Source organism: Streptomyces sp. NPDC086554 (assembly GCF_040686095.1).
Classification (GTDB): domain Bacteria; phylum Actinomycetota; class Actinomycetes; order Streptomycetales; family Streptomycetaceae; genus Streptomyces.
Map to the genome: position 1 here is coordinate 444,768 of NZ_JBFBJK010000003.1, position 25,313 is coordinate 470,080.

A 25,313-nucleotide genomic window follows, 5' to 3' on the forward strand; every position below is an offset into this window, starting at 1 on the left:
CAGGCAGCGGGTCAGGTTAGGGAGCATCTGCGTGTTCGAGACGTCACCCTTCGACAGGCCGAAAACCATGTCGGCCGACCTCGTGGTGGACGGGGGCCGGTCGCCCCACCCGGCGGCCGCCCTCTCCGTCACGGTGCCCGGCGACAAGTCGGTGAGCCACCGCGCCCTGCTGGCGGCCATGCTTCCCGGCGCTCCGTCCCGTCTCACCGTCCGCAACGCCAACCTGGGCGGCGCGGTACGCGCGCTGCTTCCGGCCATGCGCGCCCTGGGACACCGCACGACCGTGGACGCCGACGGCCTCACCGTCGAGCGCGGCGGCCCCGTCACCCCTCAGCCGCGGCGCCCCCATCCACACATCGCACGCTGGCCGGACGGCGTGCCGTACCTCGAAACAGGAGGATCGAGCGCCGCCGCACGGCTCCTCATCGGGGTGCTCGCCGGCCTCGGTCGCACGGCCGTGGTCGACGGCGACGAAACCCTGCGGCACCGGCCCATGTCCTGGCTCGTCGAGCCGTTGAACGAGCTCGGTGCGGACATCGTCCACCTGGGGGACGCCGGCCGGCTGCCCGTCCTTGTGCGTGGCACGGTCCACCGGCCCGGCACTGTCGAGCTGACCGTCGGGAGCGCCCAGGCGAGGTCCGGAGTGCTGCTCGCCGCGGTTGCAGCCGGTCTCCCGGTGACCGTGCGCCATCCCGTTCGCTCCCGGGACCACACCGAACGCATGCTCGCCGCCTTCGGCGCGGCCCTGACCGATTCTCCCGGCGAGGTCCGCTACGACGGCGGCCCCGTCACCGTGCCGCCGGTCATCGACGTACCCGCCGACCCTTCGCTCGCCGCGTACCCCGTCGTCGCGCAGCTCCTCGCGGGCGGCGGCAGAGAGCTGAGGGTGCCGGACGTCTGTCTGAACCCGACGCGGCTCGGGCTCTTCGACGTACTGCGCCGGGCGGGCGCGGCCATCCGCTATCGCGACACGCGCCTGGGTTCCAGCGGCGAACCGGTCGGCACGATCGTGGTCCGGGGCAGCACCGAGGGCGTCACCGGCGTCCGCGTGGACGACCCGTCCACCCTGCACTCGCTGATCGACGAGGTGCCCCTCCTCGCGGCCGTCGCCACCACGCTGCCCGGCCGGTCCTGGATCGGCTGCGCCGATGAGCTGCGCTTCAAGGAGACCGACCGGCTGGCCACCACGGCGGGCATGGGAGCCGCCTTCGGGGCGCGCATCGAAGTGGCCGACGACGGGCTGCTGGTGAACGGCGGCGCACCGCTGTCCGCCGGTCACGTGCCCAGTTACGAGGACCACCGCATCGCCATGGCCGCAGCCACCCTGGCAACCAGCCTGCCCGGCCGCACCACCGTGTCCGGCGGCGCCTGCCATCGCACGTCCTTTCCCGACTTCGCCGAGGTACAGCGTGCCGTCGGCGCGAGGATCACCGAGGTCGCCCAACGATGAACAGCAACCGCGAGAAGACTGTGGCAGAGGCGCGGTCCACCGGCACCACGATGGGGCCGGAGTTCCACAGCGGACAGGGCCCCTGGTTACACACCCACGACGGCACCGCCTGGTTCGACGCGACGTCGGGCAGTGGCGCGGCGACTCTCGGGCATCAGCACCCGGCCGTCGTCGCGGCGGCCACGGCCCAGCTCGGCAGGCTGGTGCACACCGGCTGCAAGCTCGGCTCGGACGCACGGGCCGACCTGATCCGCCGACTGGGCGGACTCTCCCCGTACCGGTCGCCCGCCGTACTGCCCACGGTGACCGGTTCCGAAGCGGTCGAGAGCGCACTGAAGATCGCCCGCGCGGCCACCGGGCATCGAGCCGTCGTCGGATTCACCCACGGATACCACGGCAAGACCACCGGCGCCCTGGGACTGACCTGGCGGGCGGAGTTCCGGCAGTACAGCGCGCTGGCGTCCGACGCGGTCGTCACCGCCTCCCTGCCCGAACTGCGCCACCCCGAAGCGGTGGGCCCCGATGACACCGCCGCGTTCCTGTCCGGCCTCGAAGCGGCGCTGGACCAGGCCGACCGGCTGGGCGGGACGGCTGCCGTCGTCCTTGAACCGGTACAGGTCACCGAGGGCGTCCTGATCGTTCCGCCCGCCCTGCTTGACGAGATCGCCCGGGCCGCGCACGCGCGGGGAGCCCTGCTCGTCCTCGACGAGATCTATACCGCGCTCGGGCGCGCGGGCCGGATGTTCACCGCCGAGCTCATGTCCGAGACACCCGACCTGACCCTCGTGGGCAAGACGCTCGGCAACGGGTTCCCGATCGGTGCTGTCGTCGGCGAGCGCGAGGTGCTGGACGCGCTGCCTGCCGGCGTGCAGACCTCCACGTTCTCCGGAAGCCCGATGAGTTGCGCGGCCGCCGCAGCGGTGCTCGAGACCGTCGAGGCGGAGGACCTGCCCGCCCGGGCGCGGGCGCTGGGGGCACTGCTTGCGGACGATCTCGCCCGCCTGGCGAAGGCCTTCCCGTGGGTGGGCCGGGTGCGCGCGGCCGGGGCGCTTGCCGCCTTCGACTGCGTCCTGGACGGGCGCCCTCACCCGGGTCTTGCCCGCACGGTCAGGGAGGCCGCGCTGCGCGGCCGACTGCTGCTGTTCGGCGGCGGTCCTGAGGACGCCACCATCAAGATCGTCCCGCCTGCGCTCCTTGCCGAGAGCGACTACCGCGCCCTGATCACGGGCTTGACCGCGGCGATCGGCGAGGCCGACCGCGACCTGCCCGCCACGGTTCGCGCGGCCGACGCAGGTGCGGGGATCCGGCGATGAGCTTCGCGCAGCTGGCCAAGGACGTGTTGGAGAACGACCTGTGCACGGTGTGCGGAGCCTGCCAGCTCGCCTGCCCGCCCGGCGTCATCGGCTTCGAGGGCCTCACCCCGGTGCTGACCGAGCCCGCCTGGACCGAGCCCGACTGCGGCACCTGCGGGGACTGCCTGGACGTCTGCCCCGGTGCCGACCCGCAGACCCCGCGCTCCGAGGAGCGGCTGTTCGGCCGCACCCGAACCCCGGAGGAACGGTGGACCGGCATCTTCGCCGAGGTTCTCGCCGGGCACTCCCTCACCCCCTCGGTCTACGAGTCATCGGCGAGCGGGGGCAGCCTCACCACGTTGCTCCAGACCGCCCTGCTGGGCCTGGACGTGGACGTCGTCCTGTCGATGGGCCGGGACCCGGACGAGCCGTGGCGGGCCGCCCCGGCGATCGTCCGGGACGCGGCGGAGCTGACCGAGACCGCCCAGTCCACCTATCAACTGGCCCCGTACCTGGGCGCGTTGCGGCAAGTGATGGACGAGGAGCCCGACGCCAGGGTGGCGCTGACGGGCGTGGCCTGCCACATCCAGGCCATGCGCAAACTCCAGGCGATGGACACCGAGGCAGGCCGGTGGGCCCGTGACCATGTGGTGCTCATGCTGGAGCCGGCCTGCTCCTCAAGCACCCGCCCGGAGGGGACCCGTTCGGTGATCGAGCAGCGCGCGCTGGTCCCGGCCGAGTCGGTGATACGGCTGCGCTACCGCGAGGGCGACTACCCCGGTGACATCGCCATCCGCACCGACGACGGGGAGGGCCACGTCGTCCCGTTCTGGCAGGCGGTGCGCGACTTCGCGGCCAACAAGACACACCGCTGCCTCTCATGCGGCGACTGGATGTCGGGCCTGGCCGACGTGAGCGTCAGCGACGGCGATCCGAACATCTTCGCCGCGAGCGTGAACCGCAGCGAACAGACCAAGCACGGGCGCGTGTTCGTCCGTACCGGAGTCGGCGCCGACGCGGTCTCCGCGGCCCGCGAGCACCGGCTGCTGTCCGTGCGTCCGGTCGAACTGCGTGGCCTCAACCTCGGCCTGGAGCGCAAACGCAACCGGCGGGCCTCCTACGAGCAGGCCGACAAGGTCATACCGGCCGGGCCCATCCCGGGCCACCGGGAGGAGCTGGACGTCGTCCCCGACGAGCGCTGGATCGCGGCTCCGGAGGGCACGGACACAGAACAGGCCGCCGCGCACGGGACGGCACGGCGAGAGGAGGACGAGTGACGTCGCCACCCGGCACCGCCCACCTGGCCTCGCGCAGACTCCTGGCAGGCGGGCATCCGCTGCCCCGTGTCGAGGAAGTGCGCACCGGCCCGCCAGGCCCCGGCGAACTGCGGATCCGGGCCGCGCACAGCCTGGTCAGCCCCGGCACCGAACTGCACTACCTGGACCGCTTCGTGGGCACGGCACAGGACTTCCCACTCGGCTACTGCTCGGCCGGCGTGGTGGAAGCGGTCGGCCCGGGCGCGCCCGGGTTCGCCGTCGGGGACCGGGTGACCGCGATGGGCTGGGGCGAGGCCGTGCACGGTGACGTGGTCGTCGTGCCGTACCGCCTGTGCCGTCCCGTCCCGGACGACATGGACCTGGCGGACGCGGTGGTGGCCAACCTCGCCGCGACGGCCGTGCACGCCGTGGACCGTGCGGGTCTGCGACCCGGTGACGAGACCGCGGTCGTCGGCGCCGGGATGGTCGGCCTGCTCGTCGCGCAGATCACCGCCGCCCGGGGACACCGGACCACCGTCCTCGACCTGCGTCCGGACCGGGCGCGCACCGCGGCGGCCCTGGGCCTGGAGTCCCACACCGGGCGCGATTTCCCCGAGGACGGGGCGGCTTCACCGGCCGAGGGCGGCCGCTGTGTCTTCCTGTGTGTCACCGGCGAGGCGGGCGACACGGTCGCCGCCGCGGCCCGCTGGGCGGCCCGCGCCCCCGGCCGGCCCCGTCTGGTCGGGGTGGGCCGGTTCACGGCGCGCGTCGACTTCAGCGTCGATCTTGGCAACTTGGACATCCGCTACGCGGCCCGCTGCGGTGCCGGATACCGCGACCCGTCGTACGCCCGCGGGCTCACGGAGGTCACCGCTCCCCAGGGCGAGGGGACCGTCACCGAGAACCTGCAGCGGGCGCTCGACCTGATCGGTGCCGGAGCCATCCGGCCGGACCTCCTGCGGCTCCCCAGGCTGCCGCTGGACCGGGCCACGGAGGCATACGCCGAACTGCGTGAACGTCCGGCGTACCCCGCCGTGATCTTCGACTACGGATCGAGGTGAGTCCTCTGAAGACGAGCGCCACCGGCACCGCTGTCCCGGACGCGGCCAGCGGTCACCACCCGTTCCCGGCTCCCGCCGAGGCCCGCACGCTGTCCCACCGGTTCCTGGCCATGGCCGCCGCCCACCCCGACCGGACGGCCGTCGTCACCCCGGAGACCCGCTGGACCTACGCGGTGACCCGCGAGAGGTCCGCCCACATCGCCCATGGGCTGAGCGCCGCGGGCCTGAACCCGGGGGAGCGGGTCGGGCTGCTGTTCTCGCACGGCGCGGAGATGATCGCGGCCCTGCTCGGCGTCCTGCGGGCCGGTCTTTCGTACGTCCCGCTCGACGCTTCCTACCCGCCGGAGCGGCTCGCCTTCATGGCGGCCGACTCGGGCATCCACGCCCTGGTCACCGGTGCCCCGCAGTCCGGCCTCGCGGCGCGTCTGGCATCCGAGGCGGAGCTACCGGTGCTGTCGTACGGAGACCTGACGCGGCACACCCACCCCGGTGACGAGGTCGTCGACCGCGCGCTGCCGGACGCCGAGGCCTATGTGCTGTACACCTCCGGGTCCACCGGCCGGCCCAAGGCCGTGTCCCAGCCGCACCGCAACGTACTGCACCACACCAGGGCCTGGGCCGACGGCCTGCGCATCGGCCCGCACGACCGGCTGTCGCTGCAGTCCGCCTACAGCTGGGACTCGGCGGTCCAGGACACCTTCTCCGCCCTCCTGACCGGGGCCGCGCTGTACCCCGTCGACCTCAAGGCGCTGGGGGTGACGGGCCTGGTGGAGTGGATGCACACCGAGCGGATCACCGTGTACCACTCGACGCTCCCCGTGTTCCGGGCGCTCGTGCGGGCGATGGAGAGCCGTGGCACCCGGTTGCCCGCGATGCGGATGCTGGCCCTCGGCGGGGACACCCTCCACCTCGCCGACCTGGAGGCGTGCCGACGGTGCTTCGAGACGTCGTGCCGCGTGGCGGGGGCGTACGGATCCACTGAGTGTTCCTGCGCCCTGCTGCGGGTCGCCGACCTCGGCTACCGACCGCCGACCGGCGTGTTCCCCCTGGGCTTCCCGGTGTCCGAGACCGAGGTGCGGCTCACCGATACCGACGGCCGCACGGTCCAGGGTCCCGGCGAGGGCGAGATCGTCGTCGTCAGCGACTACCTCGCACCCGGCGCCACTCCCGAGGCGCGGACCTACCGCACCGGCGACCTCGCGCGGCGCCTGGACGACGGGACGCTGCTGCTCGTCGGCCGCCGCGACTTCCAGGTGAAGATCTCCGGCATCCGGGTGGAGACCGGCGAGGTGGAGAGCTCGCTCAAACAGTTGCCGGAGATCCGCGAGGCGGTGGTCGCACCGTTCACGGACCGGTCGGGCGAACGCCAGCTCGCCGCGTACGTGGTGCCCGCCGACGGCGTCCCGCCAGAGGGGCCCGCCCTGCGCTCCGCGCTGCGCCGGGTCCTGCCCGACCACGCCGTGCCCACGGCGTACCTCGTCCTTGACGAGCTGCCGCTGACGGCGAACCACAAGATCGACCGGGCTGCACTGCCCGACCCCCTCACCGAGCAGGACCGGCAAGGCCTGTCCGCCGACCGCCCCGAGGCTCCCGGCACCCCCGTGGAGGAGGCCGTCCTCGCCGCCTGGCGCGAGGCGCTCGGAGTGCTCCGGCCGGGCCTCGACGACAATTTCTTCGACCTGGGCGGTACGTCGTTGCGCATGGCCGGCGTGCACGAGCGCCTCACCCGCACCATCGCCCCCGACCTGCGGATGACCGACCTGTACCGAGCGCCGACGGTGCGCTCCCTGGTCCGGTTGCTCTCGGCCTCCTCGGCGTCCCCCGCCGGATCCGGCGGCGGTGGCGCCGCCCGCGGACAGAACCGTGGCGAGCGTCGTCGCGCGGCGGCCCGCGCATCCCGCCGGCCGTCGGTCCGCACACCCCGCAGCCCGTACCCGAGCCCGCTGCCCGGCGAAGCTCATGACACCGCCTCAGGAGGCACACGTGACTGAACAACCGCACCAGGACTCACTGTCCGGGCACATTGCCGTGGTGGGCCTCGACTGCCGGCTCCCGGGCGCCCGTGACCACGCCGAGTTCTGGCGCAACCTCCTCGCGGGCACGAGCCACGTCACGGAACTCGACGAGGAGGCCCTGCGCGCCGCCGGAGTGCCCGAGGAGGCGTTGGCGCACCCCCGTTACGTGCGGCGGGCTGCCGTCGTGGAGGACGCCGACAAGTTCGACGCGTCGTTCTTCTTTCTCAGCTCCCGCGAAGCCGAACGCATGGATCCGCAGTTGCGGGTCTTCCTCCAGACGGCGTGGGCCGCCCTGGAGCACAGCGGCCACGACTCGGAGGTCTACGACGGCCGTATCGGAATCTTCGCCGGATCGCTGACCAGCACCTATCTGCTGAACAACGTGCTCACCGGGGAGCGCGGGTTCAACGGTTCGCTCCAGCGCATGCAGCAGGACATGGCCACGCTGATGGGCAACGACCCCAACTACCTGACCACCCGCGCCTCTTACCACCTGAAGGTCACAGGACCGAGCATCGCGGTACAGACCGCGTGCTCCACCTCCCTGGTCGCGGTGCACCTCGCGGCGCAGAGCCTGCTGGCCCAGGAGTGCGACGTCGCGCTGGCCGGCGGTGTGGCCCTGCGCTTCCCGCAGGAGGCCGGCTACGTCCATGAGCCCGACGGCATCACCTCGCGCACTGGCGTCGTCCGCCCGTTCGACGCGAACGCGGACGGCACCGTGTTCGGCAACGGCGTCGGAGTCGTCGTACTCAAGCGCCTCGAGGACGCACTGGCCGAGGGAGACACCGTCTGGGCGGTGCTGCGCGGCTCAGCGGTGGGCAACGACGGCAACGACCGCGCCGGCTACACCGCGCCCGGCGTCTCCGGGCAGGCCGCCGTGCTCGGCGAGGCCCTCGCGGTCGCCGACGTGGACCCGGCCACGGTCAGCTACCTGGAGGCACACGGCACCGGGACCCGGATGGGCGACCCGATCGAACTGTCCGCCGCCGCCCAGGCCTACGAGGTGTCGGACGCCGGCCCGCTCACCCTGGGCTCGGTCAAGGCCAACATCGGGCATCTGAGTACGGCGGCGGGGGTCGCCGGCCTGATCAAGTGCGTCCTGATGCTGCACCACCGCACCCTGGTGCCCACCCCGCACTTCACCGAGTGGAACCCGGAGTGCCCGGTCGACGGCACCCGCTTCCAGGTCGGCACGGAGGTGCGGCCGTGGCAGGACGCGGGCGGTCCGCTGCGCTGCGCCGTCACCTCCACCGGCATGGGCGGCACCACCGCGCACGTCGTCCTGGAGGAGGCGCCGAAGACCGCGGCCGCCCCCGCCGATGCGGCGACCGTGCCCCCCGTGGTCGTCATCCCGGTCTCCGCCAAGTCACCGGCGGCGCTCGAGAAGGCGCGCCACGCACTCGCCGACCATCTGGACGAGACCGCGCCGCAGGACGCCGCGGCCACGGACGCGCCCGGCGACACCTACCTGGACGACGTCGCCTACACCCAGGCCACCACCCGGCACACCTTCGACTACCGGGCCGTCGTCACGGCGCCGGACCGGGCGACCGCCGTACAGGCGTTGCGCACCGCCGATCCCCGGTTCGTGTTCCAGGACTCCGGCCACCCCGCCGACCGCCGGATCACCTTCCTGCTGCCCGGACAGGGTGCCCAGTACCCGGCCATGGGCCAGGGCTGGTACGAGCACCTCCCCGTCTTCCGCACCACGTTCGACGAGTGCGCCGAGCTGCTCGATCCCCACATCGGACTCGACCTCAGGGACGCCCTCTTCCCGGGACCGCGCGGCTATGAGGGCGAGCGGCTGAACCTCGACCGCACCGCGCTCACCCAACCCGCCCTGTTCGCCGTCGAGTACGCGCTGGCGCAGCAGTGGATGTCCTGGGGGATCCGCCCCTCCGCCCTGATCGGCCACAGCGTGGGGGAGTACGTCGCCGCCACTCTGGCCGGGGTGTTCACCCTGCCCGACGCCCTGCGGGTGATCGCCGAGCGCGGCCGCCTCGTCGACGCGCTGCCCGGCGGTGTGATGCGGGCCGTGATGGCCACGCCCGAGGAGGTGGCCCGCCACCTCGTCGACGGAGTCGACCTGGCGGCGGTGAACGAGCCCGGGGTGTGCACGGTCGCCGGCCCGAAGGAGGCGATGGACCAGGTGACCGCCGCCCTGACGGCGGCCGGCATCACCCACCGCAAGGTCTCCACCTCGCACGCCTTCCACTCCGCCCTGATGGATCAAGCTGTGGCCCCCCTCACCGAGGTGCTGCGCGGGGTCGAACTACGGCGTCCGCAGATCCCCTTCCTGTCAAACCGCACCGGCACCTGGATCCTCGACGAGGAGGCCACCGACCCTGCCTACTGGGGGGCGCATCTGCGGGAGACGGTCCGGTTCGCGGACGATGTGGCGACCGCACTGGGCGAGGGGGACCAGGTCTTCGTCGAGGTCGGTCCCGGTCACACGCTGGCCACCTTCGTCCGCCGCCATCCCGACCGGCAGACCGGGATACCGGTCATCACCTCCACGGCCCGCGGCAAGGACCCGGCCGCCGACCTCACCGCGCTGACCGCTTCCCTGGGCCGGCTGTGGGCCATGGGCCTGACCCCCGACTGGGCGGGGTACTACGCGGGCCGCAGCCGCCACAAGGCACCCCTGCCCACGTATCCCTTCGAAGGCAGCCGCTATTGGGTCGAGCCCGGCTCGGGCGTCCTGACCGGGGCGGGCGGCACGGCGACCCGCGCGCCGGGCAAGCTGCCCCTGGACGAGTGGTTCTCGGCACCGGTGTGGCGGCCCGCCGTGGGCACGCTCGACGCCGACACGGAGCCGCTGACGGAACCCGTGCTGCTGTTCGCCGACCCCCAGGGCACCGCCGCCCGCCTCGCCGGACACGCCTGCGCGGGCACGGTGCTCACGGTCGTCGCGGGCGACGCGTACGGCCGGGACGGTGACACCTTCACCGTCCGCGCCGACTCCGAGGAGGACCACAGCCGGCTGGTCGGCGAACTCCTCTCCGAGGACCGGCTGCCCGGCCGTGTCGTGCACGCCTGGTCCACCGCGCCGCTGCCGGCCGAGCGGGGCATCGAGCGGTTCGAACAGGCCCAGCGCAACGGGCTGTACAGCCTGATCGCCCTGGTGAAGGCGTTCAGCAAGCACGATGTCACAAGCCCGCTGCAACTGGACCTGATCAGCGCCGGAGCGTACGCCGTCACCGGCGCCGAACCGGAGCCCGCCGCCGAACTGGTGTCGCTGGCGGTCGCGGCGCGAGTCATCGGCCAGGAGCACGGCAACATCGGCGCACGCCACTTCGACCTGCCGCGCGGCGTGGACGAGCGCTCGCTGCGCACCCTCGCCGCCGAACTCACCGGGCAGCGACGGCCGGAGCTGGCCGTCACCCTGCGCGGCGAAAGGCGCTGGACCGCCGACCTGGCACCGGTGCAGGCCGACTGGTCCACCGCCGCCCGGTCCCGGCTCAGGGACGGCGGCGTCTACCTCATCACGGGCGGCCTCGGCGAGATCGGCTCGCTGATCGCCCAGTGGCTGCACCAGGAGTGCGGGGCCCGTCTTGCTCTGCTGACCCGGGAGCCGCTGCCCGACCGCGCGCAGTGGGACGACTGGCTCGCCGGCCACGACGCCGACGACGAGACGGCGCTGCGCATCATCCGGCTCCGCAAGCTGGAGGCCGCAGGCGCCGAGACCTTCCTGGTCCACACGGACGTGGCCGACGTCGACGGTCTGCGCGCTGCCGTGGAACGCGTCGAGGGGCACTTCGGGGCGCTGCACGGCGTCGTCCACGCGGCCGGACTGCCCAGCGAGCAGTGGGACCGGGCGATCACCGGCGCTAGCGTCGAGCAATGCCAGTGGCACTTCGTACCCAAGGCCCACGGCCAGATCGCCCTGGAGCAGGTCCTCACCGGCCGCCAGGTCGACTTCTGCCTGATGCTCTCCTCGCTGGCCGGAGTCCTCGGCGGACTGCGGCTGCTGGCCTACGGAGCGGCCAACCACTACATGGACGCCGCCGCGGAACGGGCCAACCGGGGCCTGGACCGCACGGTGTGGATCAGCGCGGCCTGGGACGTGTGGCAGCACCACCAGGACGAGAAGCGGGCGATCTCCGCCATCGGACGGAGCATGGACGACAAGGCGATCCAGCCCGAGGAGGGTCTTGAGGCCATCCGCCGGCTGCTGACCCTGCGTGACGTCTCCCATGTGGCGGTGTCCACCTGGGACATCGGGCACCGACTCGACCAGTGGGTACGCGACGAACGGATCGCACAGCCGACCGCGCGCACCACCGCGCCCGGCCCGCACACCCAGACGGATTCGGCCGGTGACCTCAGCGAGCAGGTGACGCGGCTGGTGCGGGACGCGCTCGGCGACGAGGAGATGCCACCGTCCGGCGACATCTTCGAGTTCGGCGGCGACTCCCTGCTCATCGTCAAACTCCTGTCGGACATCCGCGAGTTCTTCTCCGTGGAGGTACCGCTGGCCGACGTGCTCGCCGATCCCACACCGGCCGCCCTGGCCGGCCTCGTCCAGCAGCGGCTGGACACCCGCCAGGAGGCCGAGAGCGCCGTACCCGGGACGGCGGCCCTCACCGACGCCGACGAGATCGAGGCACTGGCGGCGGAACTGGCCGCGCTGGACCCGGACCTCACCGAGCAACTGCTGTCCGAGGCCACTGGCACGGGCGAGGCCCCGCGAGAAGCCACCGACGAAACCCAGCGAGAGGAACACTGACCGTGGACTTCAGCCTGATCTTCTTCTCCGGCGACGAGAAGAAGAAGTACCGCTTCGTCTTCGACGCCGCCCGGTACGCCGACGAGAACGGCTTCACCGCGATCTGGACGCCGGAACGCCACTTCCACCGCTTCGGCGGTCTCTACCCGAACCCGTCCGTGCTCGGTGCCGCGCTGGCCCAGGCCACCCAGCGGCTGCAGATCCGGGCCGGCAGCGTCATCCTGCCGCTGCACAGCCCGATCCGGGTGGCCGAGGACTGGGCGGTCGTCGACAACCTCTCCCAGGGGCGCGTGGGCATTGCCCTGGCCACCGGATTCAGCCCCGTCGACTTCTCCATCAACCCGGCCGGCTGGCCGGACCGGCGGCAGCGCACCTTCGACGCGGTGAGCACGATCCGCGAGCTGTGGGAGGGCGAGCCGGTCACCGTCCAGGACGGTCTGGGCAACCATGTCGAGGTGGAGCTCCATCCGCAGCCGGTCCAGCCCGAACTGCCGGTCTGGCTCGCCTGCACCAAGAGCCCGGAGACCTTCGAGGCGGCCGGACGACTCGGCTGCAACGTGCTGACGGCCCTCATCGACATGACCAATGAGGAGCTCGAGGAGAAACTCGACCTCTACTTCAAGGCGCTCGACGCGCACGGGCACGACCGGGACGACGTGACGGTCACCCTCATGCTGCACACCTTCATCGGCACCGACCTCGACGAGGTGCGCGAGACGGTCTGGCCGCCCTTCAGCGAGTACCTGCGGTCCTTCCTCACCGTCATCGACTCGCAGAAGAAGAACCTCGCGCCCGGCGCAGGCGTCCGCGACATGTCGGAGGGCGACACCGATCAACTGGTCCGGTTCGCCTTCGACAAGTACTTCGAGAAGGGCGCGCTGCTCGGCACACCCGACTCCTGCATGGCCGTGGTCGAGCGGTTCAAGGGCATGGGGGTCACCGAGATCGCCTGTCTGATCGACTTCGGCGTCGACGAGGACCTGGTCGTCCAGAGCCTCGGCCAGCTCAACGAACTGCGGAGGCGCTACGCATGACCTCGTCACCGTCGCCCGCCCTCGCCGCCCGGCTCGCGGCCCTGACTCCGCAGCAGCGCGCGCTGCTGCGCGCCAAGGTGCTCCGGGCCCGACCGCAGGAGCGGCTGACGCCGGGCCAGCGCAGACTGTGGGAAACCCACCACGCGACCGGCGGACAGCCGTCGGACGTGGTCTGCCAGGCCGTCCGGCTCACGGGAGCGACGGCCGACCTCGATCTGCTGGCCGAGCGCGTCGAGGGATTCGTCCGGGATCACGAAATGCTGCGCACCACGTTCGAGAAGACCGACGGCGAGGTCCGGCCGGTCGTCCACGAGACGCTGCCGCCCCGGCTGACCCGGTCGCACTGCGCGACGGACCAGGAGGCAGCGGCCCTCGCACGGGAACTGGCCCATGAGCCTTTCGACCTGGCGAGGGGTCCCCTGCTGCGCGTCGTCATGGCCACGGGACCGACCGACCGAGAAGCATGGCTGCTCGTCGTCGTACACAACCTGGTCTTCGACGCCTGGTCCTTCGAGATGCTGCTTGACGCGCTGGCCCGCGATGCCGACGCATCGGCGCCCGCCACGACTCCGTACGGCCGTTGGGCCTCGGAACAGGAGGCGTGGGTGGCCGGCGACGCCGGGCGTGCCGCGGCCGAGCACTGGACGGCCGCGGTCGGCACCCCGCCGCCGCCCCTGCCGACGGACCGGCCGCGATCCGGGACGACCGCCCGGAACGGAAGCCGGGTGGAGTTCGCGCTCCCGGCCGACATCGCCGAGGGGATCACCGCGCTGGCCAAGCGCGAGGCCGCCTCCGCCTACGCCGGCTGGCTCGCCGTGACCTGGGCAGCCCTGGAGAAGTTCGGCGGATCAACCGACGTCCTGCTGGGCACCTTCACCGCCGGCCGGGACCTGCCGGGTGCCGAGACGGTGGTGGGCTACCTGCTCAATGTGCTGCCGGTGCGGCTGCGCGATCCCGGTGACGGTTCCTGGGCCGCCCGCGTGCGGGCGGCCCGCACGGTCTCCCGAGCGGGGTTGCAACACGCCGCGTACCCCGGAGAACTCATCGACGTCCCGCGTCGGATTCCCGGTACGCACCCCCTCTTTGACGCGGTGTTCGTCTTCGACAACCTCGGTGAAGCCCCCCGCACCCTTCAGGGAGCCGTGGTGTCCACGACGGACGTCGACAAGGGCACCGCACGTTACGACCTGACCCTGGCGATCTACCCGAGTGCCGACGGCGCGACGGGCTGGCTCGAGTACGACACCGAGTTGTACGAGGAGGCCACCATGCGGCGACTGGCCGGGCTGTTCACCGCTGCCGCCGAGGAAGCATGCAAGGAGGTCGGCGGGTGATCACTCCACGTCTGTGCGCCCCCGCCTACGAACTGGGCGAGTACACCGAGCCGGTGGCCGAGCTGCCCGAGCTGTCGGTGGGATCACGGGCCGCCGCCGACCTCACCTCCCCCTCGGCGGGGTTCGTCGCCTACCACTGGTCCGAGGGGCCGATGGTCGAGTTGATGACCGCCTCCGTCAGCCGGACACTGGCGAATTCCGGGGTGCCGGGCAGTGAGATCGACACGGTGCTGCTGGCCACCGACTCGCTCCCGCCGGGCCGTACGGCTCACCGGGACGTCTCGGAACTCCTGTTGGAGACCGGAATGAGCGGTGCCACGGTGATGACGCTCGGTCTGATGGACTGCGCCACGGCCATGGCCGCGGTGGGAACCGCGGCGTCGCTCGTCAGGGACGGCACCGCCCGTCACGTGATGGTCGTGAGTGGTGATCTCGCCGACATCTCGACCGGAGGTCAGCGCGTCGTGGCGGGCGGCGTGGCGATCGCCAGCGACGGGGCGGCCTCGGCGCTCGTGTCGGCGGACGCGGCCGGTCTGCCGGTGCTGACCATGGCACACCATGCCGCCCCGGAGCAGGAGTCAGGTGGCGGATCCGCTCACCGGCAGCTCACCTCGCGGATGAACGCGTACCGCGAGGTGTTCGCCCGGCTGTCGGCGCGGCATCCCTTCCCTGCGGCGAGAACACTGGTTCTACCCAGCAACTTCGCGCGCCATGTGATGCGCATGTATCTCGCGGAGGCCGGTTTCAGTGCCGGCCGGATCGCGCTGGAGGGAGTGAGCCGTATCGCCCACTGCCAGGGCAGCGACCCGCTGATCAATCTCGCCGACCGGCTGGGCGACACGAAATCGGCCGCCCCGGAACAGCTGGCCGAGCCGGAGATGTACGTCCTGCTCGGCGCAGGCATAGCCCATCTCGGTGCCGTACTCCTGGGAACGCGTCCGCTCCCGGATTCGAAGGAGGGATCGTCCTGAGCGGCCGGATCACCCCCGCACCGGCGTCGGTGACACCGGAGGAGCTGCGCACGGTCGCCCGCCGGCTGCCCACCGGGGTCACCGTGATCACCAGCGGACGGGGAGACGACATGCACGGGATGACGGTGAACTCCTTCGCCACACTGTCGCTCTCACCGCCACTGGTGACCTTCTCCTTGCGGCACGGGGCCCGGATCACCACGCTCATCGAGAGAACGGGCGGCTTCGTGGTCAATGTCCTCGGGGCGGACCAGCATGTCTTGGCACGCCGGTTCGCCGATCCGAACCGGCCCACCGGAACCGACTGTTTCGCCGCGGTCGAGACAGCGGGCGCCCCCTCGTCAGGCGGAATGCGACTCGCGGGTACCGTCGGCCACTTCGACTGCCGAGCCGTCCACCTGGTCGAGGCCGGGGACCACACGATCGTCGTCGGCTCGGTGGAGGAATGCGGGACTTCAGGTACGGCCGACCCACTGCTCTTTGTGAATGGAGAGTTCCGATCCGTCCTTGGAGGACCATGAACGTGTGGAAACGGACATGAGCCTCGGCGGAAGCGATCCGACCGGAACCTTCGACGTGGCCCCGACGGCCCGTACGGCGGTCGCGTGGATCCCACCCCTGGGCCTGTGGCCTGCGATCCAGGAGATCCGGCAGGAGCACGATCCGCAGATCGGTCGTTGGCCCCCGCACGTCAATGTGCTCTTCGGGTTTGTACCGGAGCACGACTTCGAGTGGGCGCTCCCGCTGCTCGCAGCCGCGGCGGCCGAGACGCCGGTCTTCACGGCCCGGCTGCACGATGTGCGCACCTTCCGGCATCGGGCGTACTCGACCGTGTGGCTCGACCCGGCCGCGGCAGGACACAAGCCGTGGAGGGACTTGCACGAGTCGCTGGTCGAGCGTTTCCCCCGGTGCCGTGGGCGGCACAAGGGCTTCACCCCGCACCTGTCCCTGGGCCGGACCCGCGACCCGCACCGCGTCGCCGGCGAGTGCGCTGCCCGGCTCGGAGCCATGACGTCCACGGTCGAGGAGATCGTGCTGCTCTCGCGCCGGGCCGACGGGCCGATGCGGCCACGGGCTACGGTCGCCCTCGGAACCGGCGAGGTGCGCCTGCTGCATGAGGCGGGTGCGGGCATGCGGACCGCGGAGGATGTGGCACGGGAGGCCCAAGCCCGGCAGAACACCCGGCACAGCACCGCGGACGACAACTGAGCCGGCATGGTCAGGGCGTCGACCAGGTGGAGTGGTCCGCCATGCCTAGGGGCCCGCATCCAGGGGGCCAGCCGCCATCGGCGACGGGATTCCCTCTGCGGCGTCGTCGACGAGGAACAAGGTGCCGAGGCGGCCGCCCTTGCCGGAGCTGATCACTCCGCTGTCGAGGTCGGTGGTGCCTCGCAGGTACGCTCCGCCATAGCCCTGACCGGCCAGGAAGACGCCCCAGGTGAGCACTGCGGGTTCGGCCGGACCGCCGTCCGGGGCGGGGAAGTCCTCCGCCACGGGCCGCACCCGGCGCTGGAGGATGACCGGTCTTTCCACCGCCGCGTGGACCCGGGCGGCCCACTCGTCGGCCGACACTTCCCACCCCGCCAGCACGTCCAGGCCGCTGTGCGAGCTGCTGGCCTTGAGTACCAGGTCGTTCCGGTGTGCCTCCGCGTAGCGGAGGAGATCGACGCGTTCCCCGGCGACCTCGACCTGCTCGTCCCGGACCAGCCGGGTCCACGGCAGCAGGGCGTCTATTACCTCCAACTCGGCCTGGTCGAACAGGGATCGGTTGCGCTCGTCACTGAGGAGAGCGAGGGCGGCCTTGCTGCCGTACACCTCGTTCTCCAGCGGAGTGAACAGGTGGACGAGGCCTTGGTCCGCGGCCTGGGAGAGCGGCGCGAGCAAGGCAACGTCCTCGGCGGTGGCGACGTCGTTGATGACGAACCAGCGGTGTACGACGTCGATCCGGCGCCCGGCGACGTGGACCCCGTCCGCGCGGTACTCCACCTGTCCGAGGTGGCAGGGCACGGCGTCGATGCCGTGGGCGGCGAGCAGGCCGGCCATCCGGCGCAGGTGTGTCTCCATCGCGGGGTAGCTGTCGGGCCATTCGAGCAGGGCGACGACCGGGTTCGCCGAGAGGCCGAGGCCGGGAAAGGACTCCCGCCACAGGTCGAGGAGAACCTCGATCCCGTCGGTGAAGCCGAGGTGATGCTCCTGTGCGAAGGACGCCACGTAGGGATCTCGGAGCAGGGCTTGGTTGAGCAGCGCGATGTCCCAACCGCCCAGCGGGCTACCGCCGTTGAGCTCGAGGAGGCGAAAGCCGTCCTCCTCGCGGTACAGGTCGGCGCGGCCGCTGCGGGGGAGCTCGCGAGGTCTGCCGTCGGCCCGTACCGCGGCGTCGATCTGCTCCGGTGACCAGCCGAGGGCGGCGGTGAAGGGGCGCAGATCACCGTCGTACAGCCGATGGGGCAGCGTCAGCAGGAGGTCGTACAACCGACTGAGCCGGGCCCCCACCGCACGGCTCTCGCTGTGGCCGAAGAACACCGGGCGGGTCAGGAAGGCGCTCCCGTAGATGTCTCCGGCCAGGGCGGAGTCCGCGCAGGAGCGTTCCGGTGCGCACCCGGCCGGCAGTCCCCTCAGATAGTCCTGGGTGATCCGGGCGGCGGTGGACATCAGGCGACCTCGACGGTGACGTTTGCCGTCACCTCTGCCGCGGCCGCGTTCACCTCGGCGGCGGTGTCGGCGTGCAGGATCACGTAGCCGACCCGCGAGTCGTTGTCCCCGGGGGCGCGGACCTGGCCGCCGGGCTCGACCGTGAGCTCGCTCCGGGCCACCGCACCCGATGCACCGATCCCGCTGACCGAGCGGAGGACCCCACCTCGCGGAGGGGTCAGGAAGCGGATGCCCGCCGCCGTGTCGGCGGTGGGGGTGAGGGCCGGCTCCAGGCCGAGCGCGATCTGGACGTAGATCCGGGCCTCGTCGATCCCCCGGGCCTGCCGCATGAGGGCGACCACATGGTCACCGGGCAGTCGGGCGCCGAGCTCGATGATCCGGGTGGTGCCGTCCGCAAGCAGCTTGAGCTCGGTATGGGCGACGCCGTTGGTGACGCCGAGGGCCTGCGCGGCAGCCACCGCGGCCTGCTGCAGGGTGCGTACCGAAGCTTCGTCCAGCTCCGCGGGGACGGTGTGTCCGAACTCGGCCCGCTTGGCGCCGTCAGTGGTGAACTTGTCGTAAGGGAACAAGGGGGTCGCCACACCGCGGACCACCACCGTCTCGATGCTGAACTCGACGCCGCCGACGTACTCCTGAATGACCACATGGGCGTCCAGCGGGATGCCGTGCGGATCCTGGAACAGGTGGGACTGGGCCGCCGCGAAGGCCGTCGCCAGCTCCTCGTCACTGCGGACGACCGACACACCCCAGGAGCCGGACTGCTCGGAGGGCTTCACGACGACGGGGTAGGCCAGGCCCGCCGCCTTCACCAGGCCGTACGCCTCCTCGACGGTCCGCGCGGCGACGGTCCTGGGAGCCGGGATGCCGTGCTCGGTGAAGGCGCGCGCCATGATGCGCTTGTTGCGACAGCTCAGGGCCCGCGAGGGATCGTTGCCGGGCAGCCCGAGGTCGGCGGCGAGCCGTGCGACCAGCGGGGTCAGGAACTCCCAGCAGGCGACCACGCCGTTGACGCCCTCGACCTGCGCCAGCTCCTTGAGCTGGCGCAGTGCGCCTTCGCTGTCGGAGAAGTCGGTGAAGACGAGTTTCGCGTATTCCCCGATCTTTTCCTTGAGTTCGGGGGAGTACCAGTCCTCGTAGACGTCCTCGTGGGTGACGACGATGACCTCGACATTCAGGTCCCGGGCGGCGTCGAGGACGTATTCGCCGGTGTTTCCCATGGCTTCGAGCAGTAGCAGCTTGGGCATGGTGTTGTGGCCCTCCTGGTGATTTGACGGAATTACAGGGAGAACAGGGAGAACAGCGATTACAGGGAGAACAAGGGCGCGGCGTATTGGCGGGGGCGTTCTTGTATGAGGCGGGCGCGCAGGGACCGTGCCGCGGCGCCGGTGAGACCGAGACCTTCCGCCAGGCAGCGGAAGGTGACGTACCGGGCCTGGGAGTTGGCGGCCTGCAGTTGCTCCAGCCAGGAGTCGAGCTTGCGCAGGGCCACGTCCACCGAACCGTCGGGGGAGCCCGCCTCCTCCGGCCGAAGCGACCGGTCGCGCTCGCGCTGCAGCTCGGAGAAGCCGCAGATCTCCCAGCTGACCTTCTCGGCGTCATCGAGGGTGTCGACACCGCGGGTGTGCAGCGCGTGGGCCAGCCGGTTGCGGGCCAGGACGCGGTCGACGGGGATCCGGTAGACCCGGGCACTGGCGTCGCTCAGGACCACCGGCTTGCCGGTGTCGCGCACGACGCAGCCGCCGCGTCGGCCGCGGGCGGCCGCGGCAAGGAGCGCGCTGGCCTCCGAGGGATGCCAGTCGAAGGTGTGCCCGACAGTGCGGGTGTCGGCCTCGGTGAGGGTGAAGTGGTCCGTGCCCATGTCGGGCAGCAGGTCGTGCTCGGGGATCTCGCAGTCGAGACCGGGGCCCGCGAGGTAGAGATTGGCCGGCACACCCGCGGTGGCGCAGGCGGCGATCACCAGAGCGTCCGGCAGCGGGCTGAGCAGGGTCGGCTCGTCGCCGCGGGCGAAGATGTCCCCGCCGACATCGACCACCTTGACCTCGTCCGTGGCGTACTTCTCGGCCAGCTCCGCGATCTGACGGGCCAGGTGAGTGACGCCCCTGTAGGGACTGAGCAGTCCCAGTGTGATGGGGAGGTCGCCGGCCAGCCGCGGCAGCGTGGAGCCGGCCGGCGCGATGGTGGCCGAGGCCGCGGTGATCTGGGAGACCTGCGGAGTGAGCGGCCGAAGCCCGGTGAAGTCCGGCTCGGACCGCGGACCCGGGATCGGGTCGACGACCAGTCGCTCCCACGAATAGCTGAGCACTGCTGCCGGCTCATCGCCGTGGAGCGCGTGGTGCACCAACGTCGTGCCGATCACGTCGCCACCGCCGCCCGCAGCGATAAGAAGCTGAGTCATGACGCCCTCCTGAGTTGCCGGATGTGGTGTGCGGGCGGGATCACCAACTGGTGTGCAGGGGCATGCCTTCCGCATAGCCCGCGGCGCTCTGTACGCCGACGACGGCACGCTCGTGGAACTCCTCCAAGTCGGAGGCGCCGGCGTAGGTGCAGGCGCTGCGCACTCCGGCGATGATCTCGTCGATGATGTCCTCCACACCGGGTCGCGCCGGGTCCAGGTACATGCGCGAGGTGGAGATGCCCTCCTCGAACAGCGCCTTGCGGGCCCGGTCGAAGGCGGCGTCGCCCGCGGTGCGGTGTTTGACGGCACGCGCCGAAGCCATGCCGAAGTTCTCCTTGTACCGCCGGCCGTCGACCTCCGTGTGCAGGTCGCCGGGGGATTCGTGGGTGCCGGCGAACCAGGAGCCGATCATGACGTTCGAGGCTCCGGCGGCCAACGCCAGGGCGATGTCCCGGGGATGCCGTACGCCGCCGTCGGCCCAGACGTGCTTGCCGAGTTCACGCGCTCGGGCGGCACACTCCAGGACCGCGGAGAACTGGGGGCGCCCCACACCCGTCATCATCCGGGTGGTGCACATGGCCCCCGGGCCCACCCCGACCTTGATGATGTCCGCGCCGGCCTCCGCGAGGTCGCGTACCCCCGCCGCGGTGACGACGTTCCCGGCGACGACCGGAACCTGCGGATCGCATCCGCGCACTGCCTGCAGAGCCGCGATGGTCTTCTCCTGGTGGCCATGCGCCGTGTCGACGACCAGCACGTCGACCCCTGCCTTCAGGAGTTCCTTCGCCTTGGTGGCCACGTCGCCGTTGACGCCGACGGCGGCGCCGATCCGCAGTCGCCCGCTGTCGTCGACCGCGGGACGGTAGGCGGTGGCGCGCAGGGCCCCGGCCTGGGTGAGCACACCGGTCAGGCGACCGTCCGCGTCGACGACCGGCCCGAGCCAGTGACGCTCGCCCTCCAACACGCCGAACGCAGCCCGGGGTTCGATGTCGTCCGGCAACGTGAGCAGGTCGTGGGACATGACCGCGCTCAGCTGAGTGAAGCGGTCGACGCCCTGCAGATCGGCTTCGGTCACGATGCCCACCGGGCGGTCGGCCTCCACGACGATCACGGCGCCATGGGCCCGCTTGGGCAGCAGCGACAACGCATCGGCCACCGTGGCCCGAGGGGTGAGCGCGACGGGCGTGTCATGAATCAGGTGCCGGCTCTTGACCCAGAGCGCGACCTCGGCGACCACTTCGGTCGGGATGTCCTGCGGCAGGATGCACAGTCCGCCGCGGCGGGCCACGGTCTCCGCCATGCGCCGCCCCGCCACAGCCGTCATGTTGGCGACGACCAGGGGGATGGTCGTTCCCGTTCCATCGGAGGTCGCGAGGTCGACTGACGTACGGCTTTCGACGGCGGAGCGGCTCGGCACCATGAAGAGGTCGTTGTACGTCAATTCGTGGGGAACCGAAGCTCCGGAGATGAAACGCATAAGTAGTACCTGCCTTTCGTGCACCACGACACCCGGCACGGTCACCAATATCCGCTTGGTGACCGCACCGGGAGTTCTGTGTCGATGTAAGCGATCAGGCCTGTGCGGTCTTCAGGCCCGAAATGCTGATGGGTTCGCTGCCCATGTGCTTCTGCGCACGCTTATTGCTCTTGTGCAGGCCCGCGTAGTATTCGCGATCCAGATTGATGACGTTCTCGGAGAAGAGCATCCACGACAGGGTGTCGCGGTGCTTGAAGCCGGCCGGTGTGAGCTGAATGCGGTTGGTGGGCAGCCGGCGAATGAGGCCGACCTCCTCCGCTGCTTCGAGCACCGGCTCGAAGAGATGCGCCATCTCCTGGTACCCGAAACGGTTGAGTTCGCCCAGATCCAGGTCGAAGGAGTCGAGGACCAGGCGCTTCCGGACGATCTCCTCGTCGTTGAGGACGAAGCCCGTGAGCGGGGTCAGTTCGTGGTTCTTGGCCTTGGTGATGTAATCCGCGACCTCGGTGAGGCTGGGCTTCACATTGCCGACCATGTAGTCGACCGAGCTGGTGTAGCTGCGGGCGCCGGCGCCAAGGCCGAGAAGCGGAACGCCGTGGAAGGTCAGAACTTTCTGCTGGTAGCCGCCGCGTCCGAGCTTCTTGTAGCGGACGTTCGACTCCTGAACGTATCCCGCCTCACGGAACGTGGCGTTCGCGTAGTCGTACCGCTCGTACAGGTCCGGACTCATCATGTACTGGTACGCGCCGGTCTTCGAGAACCACGCGTCCGGCCTGACGGTCAGGAAGTAGGTGCTGATCGTCTCGGGCGCGAGAGCCGCCAGTTCGTCGACGGAGTGCCGCCAGCTCTCAGGAGTCTGTCCGGCGAAGCCCATGATCAAGTCGGTGCTGAGGTTGGGCAGTTCCTTCTCGCGGGTGATCTCGATGGCCTTGCGGATGACCTGCTCGTTGGCCTGGCCGCGGCCGGCTTCCCGGATCTCCGCGGGCACCAGCGACTGAATGCCGATGTTCGCCCGGGTCAGGCCCATGGCGATGAGGCCTCCCAGGGTGTCGGGCTCCTTGACGATGGAGTCCGGGGTGGCCTCGATGGCCACCTCCTCCACTGTGCTGCGCCAGTTGGGATACACCTCGTCCAAGGTGGCGAAGAGCTTCTCGAAGTGACGCAGACTCAGCAGGCTCGGGGTTCCGCCACCGATGTAGATGGTGCGCAGACGGCGGCTTTGGATGATCTCCGTGTGGTCGCGAATCTGGGTGCACAGCGCGTCCATATACGCGTCGTACACGTCCATGTCTTCGGAGATGACGGTGTACAGGTTGCAGAACCCGCACTTGTACCGACAGAACGGCACATGCAGGTAGAGGTTGAGTTCAGGAACGGGGTGGCGTTTCAGATCCTCTGCCCAGATGTCCCGGATGTTCCAGGTGCCATTCAGGGGGCGGTAGGCGGAGCGGGACGGGTACGCGTAGTTGAAGGGCGGAATGACGCCCTGCTCGATGTGCCTGGCGAGCTCGTCACGAATAGCGCTCAACGTGCCTGATCCTTCCATACGGAGGTACGGCTTCACATGCGGACGTGCGGCTTCGAACTGCCTGCCAACGGGGAGTGGTGCCGCTGATCGTGCGGCACGGAAAGAGGCGTGAAGTGAAATAAGAGGTGTGGACCGAAGCCGCGCACGGGTAATTGGTCGAGGCGGAGCTTCGTTTCCGCAGGCCTCCCCCCGGGGCTCTGCTCTGGGCTCAACTGCTCGGCGTGGCAGGCCTGTTGGCCGATGCGCACGGCAATGCCAGATGCCAGTAGATCGTGGCTGTGCGGCGCGCGGCAGGTACAGAAACGACGATGATCGACCCTCGCGGTCGGACGATGTTTGTCTCCTCCTCCAAATTTGTCCACAGTCTGAGATCGTTGCTCTCGGGGACGGCCCGCTTGATTTGGTCCGGCTAGGTTCGCTGGACCGAACGGACCGAAACGGGGGGCCAGTTGAATGATGCGAAGCCCTTAACTCGCAGAGGAAAGTGGAAGCTGTAGCCCGCACTTCCACTTGCCCGCTTTGCCCGGCCGGCGCGCCCGACGGGCTTGCCATGCAAGGAAAATGACGAGCCGTCACCTGACCTGGGGTGTATCGGCGATCCCGTCAGCATCTGCTGAGTAACGGCACTCTGCCGCCGCCACAGGCATCGCTGTGCGCGCAGTCCCGCCGCACCGGACAGCCGTGTCCCACCGCATCGGACATGCCGTGGACGCAGCCGCAGACCTCCGTCGCGCAGACCTCCGTCGAACACCTCGTTCAGCTTGCGCCCGGTGGCGCTCACGATCGAACTGGAGTAACCCATGACCGCGTCAGACATCAAGCGCATCGCGTACATCCGCTCGATCCCGATCTCGCGGGCCGGCCCCTACATACCGCAGCTGGCCCAAGCCGTGGCCGACACCGGCCGCGACGCCCGCATCTTCTACACCGACGGTGACTGCAGCGCCGAGGACTTCCCCGGCGGTACGTGGGAGAAGCTGCCCGAGGACGCCACCCCCGACCAGATCGTCGACCGCATCCGGGCCTGGGACGCCGACGGCGTCGTCTCGCTGTCCTTCCCGGACGAGGCCGGTCTGCGCGATGCCGTGGTGAAGGAGAAGCTGGCCCGGTACGGCATACCGATGGTCTCCAACGGCCTTGAGCCCTCCCGGCTGCTCGCCGACAAGTGGGAGACGAAGAAGATCCTGGTCGACCACGGCCTGGACACCCCGCAGGGCATGCTCATCGACGGCACGCTGCTGAAGAACGGCGCGGCCGGCGTGCCGGTCTACGCGGACATCATTCGCCTCAAGGCGGAAGAGATCGGCTATCCGCTGCTGACCAAGGCGGTGTGGGGCAGCTCGGGCAGCGGCATCCGCTTCATCCGCGACCGGGCGGACCTGGAGGCGTACCTGGCGAGCCCCGACGAGGGCAACTTCGTCCTGGAGCGGTGCATCACCGGCGAGCTGTGCACGGTCGAACTCGTGGGGGCCGACGGTGAGTACGCCGTTCAGCCGCTGTGCTTCACCGGGCCGACCGGCGGCGAGCCCACCTTCGCCTTCTGGGAACTGCGCTCGTCCGCTCCCCGGGCCGCGGACGACGCCGCCTTCGCGCCGGTGGCGGAGAAGCTGAAGAAGCTCTGCGCGACGCTGGGAATCAGCGGCGTGATCAACCTGGACATCATCTACAGCGGCGGCACTTACTACGTTCTGGAGATCAACCCCCGAGTCTCCGGCGCCACCGCCCTCGGCGTGGCCGCCTCGGGCTGCAACACCTACCTGACCATGACCGACATCCTGCTCGGCCAGTGGCAGGCCCCGGCCGAGCCGGTCCTTCCCCGGCGCCGCTGGTCCTTGGAATTCCCGGTCAACAACGTGACCGCCGCCTTCATCCAAGAAGCCGAACAGGCCCTGGACATCGTCCAGATCACCCCCACGCTCGTGGTCGACGGCCGCGAGTACGGCGGCCTGCTGATCGCCTCCTGCGAGTACGGCTCCGAGGCCGACTTCCTCCAGCAGATCACGGCCTTGGACGCCACCCATGACGTCGTCTCGCCGGACATGCTCGCGCAGCTGAAGGAGCTGTTCACCAGCCCTGCCGCGCAATCCGTCCGCTGACCGCACTCGCACCGCCCCGCACG

General features: G+C 70.7%; 17 protein-coding genes. 12 read left to right on the plus strand and 5 right to left on the minus strand.

All coding sequences use genetic code 11. The annotated features are described in order from the left end of the window. The first annotated feature begins 31 nt into the window (after positions 1–31). From AB0O76_RS07035 to AB0O76_RS07085, 11 genes are read left to right on the plus strand one after another with little or no spacing between them, the layout of a single operon-like run. The gene (locus tag AB0O76_RS07035; protein WP_365486259.1) at positions 32–1,450 is read left to right on the plus strand and encodes a 3-phosphoshikimate 1-carboxyvinyltransferase; all 1,419 of its coding nucleotides are present in this window, start codon (positions 32–34) and stop codon (positions 1,448–1,450) included. After that, the gene (locus tag AB0O76_RS07040) at positions 1,447–2,763 is read left to right on the plus strand and encodes an aspartate aminotransferase family protein (protein ID WP_365486261.1); all 1,317 of its coding nucleotides are present in this window, start codon (positions 1,447–1,449) and stop codon (positions 2,761–2,763) included. Before AB0O76_RS07035 ends, AB0O76_RS07040 begins: the two co-directional genes overlap by 4 nt. Beyond that, positions 2,760–4,019, plus strand: coding sequence for a Coenzyme F420 hydrogenase/dehydrogenase, beta subunit C-terminal domain (locus AB0O76_RS07045; protein ID WP_365486263.1), 1,260 nt, complete (start codon positions 2,760–2,762; stop codon positions 4,017–4,019). Before AB0O76_RS07040 ends, AB0O76_RS07045 begins: the two co-directional genes overlap by 4 nt. After that, a complete protein-coding gene (locus tag AB0O76_RS07050; protein ID WP_365486265.1) occupies positions 4,016–5,059 on the plus strand; it encodes a hypothetical protein in 1,044 nt (347 codons plus the stop codon). The genes AB0O76_RS07045 and AB0O76_RS07050 overlap by 4 nt, the downstream gene beginning before the upstream one ends. After that, entirely contained in the window at positions 5,056–7,050 is a 1,995-nt protein-coding gene (locus tag AB0O76_RS07055; RefSeq protein WP_365486267.1) for a non-ribosomal peptide synthetase, read from the plus strand. The genes AB0O76_RS07050 and AB0O76_RS07055 overlap by 4 nt, the downstream gene beginning before the upstream one ends. Further along, complete coding sequence (locus tag AB0O76_RS07060) at positions 7,043–11,803, plus strand: beta-ketoacyl synthase N-terminal-like domain-containing protein (RefSeq protein ID WP_365486269.1); 4,761 nt, start codon at positions 7,043–7,045, stop codon at positions 11,801–11,803. The genes AB0O76_RS07055 and AB0O76_RS07060 overlap by 8 nt, the downstream gene beginning before the upstream one ends. A gap of 2 nt (positions 11,804–11,805) precedes the next feature. Further along, positions 11,806–12,837, plus strand: coding sequence for a MupA/Atu3671 family FMN-dependent luciferase-like monooxygenase (locus tag AB0O76_RS07065; protein ID WP_365486270.1), 1,032 nt, complete (start codon positions 11,806–11,808; stop codon positions 12,835–12,837). Next, positions 12,834–14,171, plus strand: coding sequence for a condensation domain-containing protein (locus AB0O76_RS07070; RefSeq protein WP_365486272.1), 1,338 nt, complete (start codon positions 12,834–12,836; stop codon positions 14,169–14,171). The genes AB0O76_RS07065 and AB0O76_RS07070 overlap by 4 nt, the downstream gene beginning before the upstream one ends. Further along, entirely contained in the window at positions 14,168–15,142 is a 975-nt protein-coding gene (locus AB0O76_RS07075) for an acyl carrier protein (RefSeq protein WP_365486274.1), read from the plus strand. The genes AB0O76_RS07070 and AB0O76_RS07075 overlap by 4 nt, the downstream gene beginning before the upstream one ends. Positions 15,143–15,171: 29 nt before the next feature. Further along, complete coding sequence (locus tag AB0O76_RS07080; protein WP_365486276.1) at positions 15,172–15,663, plus strand: flavin reductase family protein; 492 nt, start codon at positions 15,172–15,174, stop codon at positions 15,661–15,663. A 16-nt stretch (positions 15,664–15,679) separates the two neighbouring features. Next, positions 15,680–16,351: a 2'-5' RNA ligase family protein gene (locus AB0O76_RS07085; RefSeq protein ID WP_365486278.1), complete on the plus strand. Its 672-nt coding sequence runs from the start codon at positions 15,680–15,682 to the stop codon at positions 16,349–16,351. A 45-nt stretch (positions 16,352–16,396) separates the two neighbouring features. On the opposite strand, the gene AB0O76_RS07090 is transcribed toward AB0O76_RS07085, so the two are convergent. The 5 genes from AB0O76_RS07090 to AB0O76_RS07110 form a co-directional block, all read right to left on the minus strand. Then, a complete protein-coding gene (locus tag AB0O76_RS07090) occupies positions 16,397–17,794 on the minus strand; it encodes a hypothetical protein (RefSeq protein WP_365486279.1) in 1,398 nt (465 codons plus the stop codon). Continuing rightward, positions 17,794–19,038, minus strand: a complete 1,245-nt coding sequence (locus AB0O76_RS07095) for an ATP-grasp domain-containing protein (protein ID WP_365486281.1) — start codon at positions 19,036–19,038, stop codon at positions 17,794–17,796. Before AB0O76_RS07095 ends, AB0O76_RS07090 begins: the two co-directional genes overlap by 1 nt. A gap of 59 nt (positions 19,039–19,097) precedes the next feature. Then, complete coding sequence (locus AB0O76_RS07100) at positions 19,098–20,189, minus strand: DUF1152 domain-containing protein (protein WP_365486283.1); 1,092 nt, start codon at positions 20,187–20,189, stop codon at positions 19,098–19,100. Between the two features lie 40 nt (positions 20,190–20,229). Beyond that, positions 20,230–21,666: a GuaB1 family IMP dehydrogenase-related protein gene (locus AB0O76_RS07105; RefSeq protein WP_365486285.1), complete on the minus strand. Its 1,437-nt coding sequence runs from the start codon at positions 21,664–21,666 to the stop codon at positions 20,230–20,232. 94 nt (positions 21,667–21,760) lie between these two features. After that, positions 21,761–23,194, minus strand: a complete 1,434-nt coding sequence (locus AB0O76_RS07110) for a radical SAM protein (RefSeq protein WP_365486287.1) — start codon at positions 23,192–23,194, stop codon at positions 21,761–21,763. Positions 23,195–23,994: 800 nt separating this feature from the next. On the opposite strand from AB0O76_RS07110, the gene AB0O76_RS07115 reads away from it, so the two are divergent. Further along, positions 23,995–25,290 carry an ATP-grasp domain-containing protein gene (locus AB0O76_RS07115; protein ID WP_365486288.1) on the plus strand — a complete coding sequence of 432 codons (1,296 nt, stop codon included), beginning with the start codon at positions 23,995–23,997 and terminating at the stop codon, positions 25,288–25,290. Positions 25,291–25,313: the final 23 nt, after the last annotated feature.